Below are 4,600 nucleotides of genomic sequence, written 5' to 3' on the forward strand. Positions count from 1 at the left end.
TATTGAATCATACTGCGCGGTGCGGAGACCACGCTTCCGCCGGAGATAAAGGGAACAATGCTGGATTTGAGCGTCCCATCCTTCTTCTTGTGTGCAGCGGCCAGACAGATAAACCCTTTTCCGCCCTCGGAGCGAAATGCTCCTTCCAAAAAGTCAAGCTGGCCGCCCGTGCCGGAAAGCTGGCGGCTGCCCGCCGACTCCGCGTTCTCCTGTCCCATCAGGTCCAGCTCCACGCCGCCGTTGATGCTGATGAAATTCTTCATTTTGCCCATTCGCTCCGGCGCATGGACAACATCCACATCGCCGGGGGAAAAGAGTTGCGGCTCCTGCTCCAGCCAGTCGTACAACTCCTGAGAGCCCATGGCCAGATTCCATGTGGAGCGCCCGGCGTCAAGCTCCTTCGGGGCATTGGTAAGCTTTCCGGCCTTATGAAGGGCCAAAAACGCGTCGCTGATGGTGCCGGTATGACAGCCCAAATCTTTTAAATCAGAATCCGCCAGCAGCTTTGCCACGGTAAAGGGTACGCCGCCCACCCCCAGAGACAGCACCGCACCGTTGGGAATTTCCGCAACCACATGCTTTGCGATCTCCACGTCAATTGGAGACGGCTCCCGATAGGTGCGCAGAGGCAGCGGCTCGTGCTCGCCCTCTACGATATAATCCGCCTCGGACAGATGAACCCTGTGGGACCCGTTCACGCCCTGAAGTCTTGGCAGATGCTCGTTGATTTCAAAGACTACCGTCCTGGCGTTTTCAAAGATGGTTCGCCAGGCGTAGTTGGAAATACCCAGACCGCAAAAGCCCTTGTCATCTGGCCGGGAAATGGGAACAAACGCCGCATCCACCCGGATATGACGGCGGTAAAGCTCCGGAAGCTGGCGCAGAATCATAGGCATAAAGCGGCACAGGCCACGGCTTTGGAGCTTGCGCTCGTAGTCTCCGATGTGCCAACTGTAATAGGTGAAGGTGGACTGCTCGGGATCCTGCTCAACCACCTCAATGCGGGGGCGAATCACCAGACCGCCCCGGATTTTCACATCCCGCAATTCGCCCTTCCGTGCCGCCAGCGCGCGGTCCATCAACTCGGGAAAGCCTGCGCCGAATCCATAGTCCACCCAGTCTCCCGACTGCACCGCCCGGGCGGCAGCCCCCTCGGGGCTTACAAATTTATGTTTATAATCTTCCATGGTTGTTTTCGCTCCCATTTGCAAAAATTTACGCTTGACGCACAGTATCCTACGTCCATTCATGGGCCTTACGGAAACGTCCGGCTTATTTAAGCCGGACGTTCCCTGATGTGAAGGTAAGGGCGGTATTCACAAGAAATTCCGCCCTGCACGGGCAAGGGAAGCTCAGTCGGCCCAAATTTCCTCGTCGGTGGGGACATACATGGTGGGAACCTTGTAGGAAATACGGCTGACATTCATCAGGTGATAGAACCACAGGTTTTCGCTGATGGCATTGTTGCCCCAAGTGCCGCAGCCCAGCGTGGTGGTGGGATTCAGGCCATTGTCCATGGCGCCGCCCAAAGCCGTGCCTCCCACCTGATTCACCGCGTACCGGGAGACGTTGATCACCTCGGGGACAGCCTCAATATGCGCGTCGGTATTGGAGTGAATCACCACGCTGTGGCCGATGCCCTCCATTTCCAGATTGGCGCGGGCAATTTCCATGCACTCCTCCCAGGTGTCGTACAGGAACAGTGCCATGACGGGAAACAGCTTTTCCTTTGCCAAAACGTCGTCGTGGGCGTACCCCTTGGTGCAGCTCAGAATGACCTTGGCGTCGGCAGGCACGCCCTCCAGCCCGGCCAGTTCGGCCATCTTCTGAACGCTGGCGCCGGGCCAGTCCTTGTTCAGCATCCCGTCAGGGAAGCAGCTATTGCGCAGCTTTTCAGCATCAACCTCGTTGTCGATGTAGTAAGCGCCATTGGCCTTCATGGCGGCAATCATCTCGTCGGCCTTCTCCCGGGGGCAGATCAGGTTTTGCTCGCAGGTGCACAGCACGCCGTTGTCAAAAATGCGGCCGGCAATGGCCATCTTGGCAACCTCGTTGAGGTCCACATCGCGATCCACCAGAACCTGCACGTTGCCCTGACCCACGCCGTAGGCGGGCCTGCCGGAGGAATACGCCGCCTTGACCATGCCGGGGCCGCCGGTGCAGATGCAAAGGTCCACCACCGACATCAGTCCGGCAGACAGATCCATGGTGGGCTCGGGGATAATCTGGATCAGATTCTTGGGCATTCCAAGCTTGTCCAGCTCTCCGATCATCAGCTCGGTGGTTCTCACGCCCACCTTTCTGGCCCGGGGATGGGGGCAGATGATAATGGCGTTTCCGCACTTAAGACTGCACATGGAATTGTGCATCAGCGTGATGACGGGATTGGTGGTGGGCGCAATGCAGCCAATAACGCCGATGGGCTTTGCCACCTTCATAATGCCGGTTTCCGCGTCCCGCTCAATAATCCCGCGGCTCTTTTTGTCCTTCATGCGCCACCAGACGCTCTTGGACTTGTTGCGGCACTTGCCAATTTTGCTTTCATAATTGCCCATGCGGGTTTCATCCACAGCCATGTGGGCAAGCTCCACGGCATTGTCATAAATGACCTTGCCGATGGCTTTCACAGCCTTGTCCACCACTTCCTGAGGGTACTTCTCAAACTCCTTCTGCGCTGTGCGGGCGGCAGCAACCAGGGACTTCAGATACTCCTGTGTGTCCATTTTACAATAACCTCCAAAATAATTCCAGTAATTTTTATCAGCCCTTCAGCGCAGCGGCAATGGACTCGTCAATGATTTTAAAAGCCGCGTCCAGCGTACCCTCGTCCACGTTCAGAGGGGGAATCAGGCGGATGTTGTTTTTGTCGGCGCCGCAGCTCAGCAGCAGCAGATTGCGCTTCAGCGCCTCGGTAATTACGGCGGAGCACAGAGTTCCGTTGGGCGCATTGTCCTCGGGGTTTACAAACTCCATGGCGTTCATCAGGCCCATGCCCCGCACGTCGCCGATGACGCTGTATTTCTTTTGCAGGTCATACATTCTTGTGCGGACGATTTCGCCCATCTTGCGGCAGTTTTCCAGAACGCCGCCTTCAAACAGCTCTTCCATCACAGCCAGAGCGGCGGCGCAGGAGACGGGGTTTCCGCCGAAGGTTCCGCCGTGAGCGCCCTTGCCCCACTTGTCCATGATTTCGCTTTTGCCGAATACGGCACTTAGGGGCAGTCCGCCGCCGATGGCTTTGGCAGAGGTGAAAATGTCGGGCTCGATGCCCAGCGTCTGCCATGCATACAGATCGCCGGTGCGGCCAAAGCCGGACTGAATCTCGTCAAAAATCAGGAGAATCCCGTGCTTGTCACACAGCTCGCGGACATACTTCAGCCACTCCACGGGAGGAACGACGTAGCCGCCCTCGCCCTGAATGGGTTCCATGATAATGGCCGCCACCATGGAGGGGTCCACAATCTTCTTGAACATGTCGTCAAACTGGGTGAAGTATTCCTTGGGGCACTTGCCGTCCTTCATCTGATAGGGCGTGCGGAACAGGTAAGGATACTCGGCAAAATACACGCTGGGCATCAGAGGCTCGTAATTTTTACGGTAAGCGGCGTTGGAGGTGGTGATGGTGGCGGTGGCCATGGTGCGGCCGTGGAACGCATTCTTCATGGAGATGATGACCGGGCGCTGTGTGGCATATTTCGCCAGCTTCATGGCGCCCTCGTTGGCCTCGGCGCCGGAGTTGGAGAAGTACAGCTTGTACTTTCCGCCGGTCTTCTCAATCAGCTTTTCCGCCAGCGTGGTATAGGGCTCGTAATACAGGATGTTGTGCCCGGCGTGGACCAGCGTGTGCAGTTGCTTTTCAGCGGCGGCAACCACCTTGGGGTGGCAGTGGCCCAGAGCGTTGGTGGCGATTCCGGAGGCAAAGTCCAGAATCTTGCGGCCTTCTTCTGTATACAGATAGCAACCCTCGCCTTTTACCACGCAGGGGGTTGATTTGTCGTGCATGGCCATGGGGGGCATCAAGGATTGGGCTCTCTCGTGTTGTGTCATAATAGAATCTTCCTTTCTAATTTTTCAAGCGTCACAAGACATGATACCGACTTTAATTATTTAACAACTTTGTTTTATTGTAAGCAAAGGCCGGTGGAATTGATTGTAAAAAATGAAGCTTTCCCCCGTCCTTTGGGAAAGCGGCGCGGGGGCCTGACTGCGGGAGGGATTTTATACAATCATACCCGCCTTGGTTTTGCACACCTGATCCACAAAAGACTTTGGCGTCAGGGAGGTATACTGTTTAAAATCCCGGATAAAGTGGGCCTGATCGTAATAGCCCAAGTCGATAATGACATCCATGAGATTGGTAGAATTCAAATAAGTGATTGCGGTTTGCGCGCGGATAATGTCGGAATATTTTTTTATGGAAACGCCGAAGCAATATTTAAAGATGCTGTTGATATACTGCTGGCTGTATCCCAGCGATTGAATCATGACGGATACCCGTGGGGAGCCGGGCGTGCCGACAATCAGCTTAACCGCGCTGCTGGCAATCCTGTTGACAGGAGCAACCGCCTGCTCACCGAAAAAACGGTTTGAAAGTTCAATC

The 4,600-nt window shown here is 55.7% G+C and carries 4 protein-coding genes; all 4 read right to left on the minus strand.

Annotated elements, in window-relative coordinates:
* A partial coding sequence (locus tag B2W96_RS01895; RefSeq protein ID WP_293007996.1) for an acetyl-CoA hydrolase/transferase family protein occupies window positions 1-1,187 on the minus strand: 1,187 nt, incomplete at its 3' end.
* Between the two features lie 165 nt (window positions 1,188-1,352).
* Window positions 1,353-2,723 (minus strand): aldehyde dehydrogenase family protein, encoded by a 1,371-nt coding sequence (locus B2W96_RS01900; protein WP_293007998.1) that lies wholly within the window; start codon window positions 2,721-2,723, stop codon window positions 1,353-1,355.
* Window positions 2,724-2,760: 37 nt separating this feature from the next.
* Window positions 2,761-4,047, minus strand: coding sequence for an aspartate aminotransferase family protein (locus B2W96_RS01905; RefSeq protein WP_312159459.1), 1,287 nt, complete (start codon window positions 4,045-4,047; stop codon window positions 2,761-2,763).
* Window positions 4,048-4,218: 171 nt separating this feature from the next.
* The coding region (locus B2W96_RS01910; RefSeq protein WP_293008000.1) for a helix-turn-helix domain-containing protein at window positions 4,219-4,600 on the minus strand (382 nt) is incomplete at its 5' end.

Source organism: Oscillibacter sp. UBA6647, assembly GCA_002455655.1.
In the GTDB taxonomy this organism is placed as follows: domain Bacteria; phylum Bacillota; class Clostridia; order Oscillospirales; family Oscillospiraceae; genus Oscillibacter.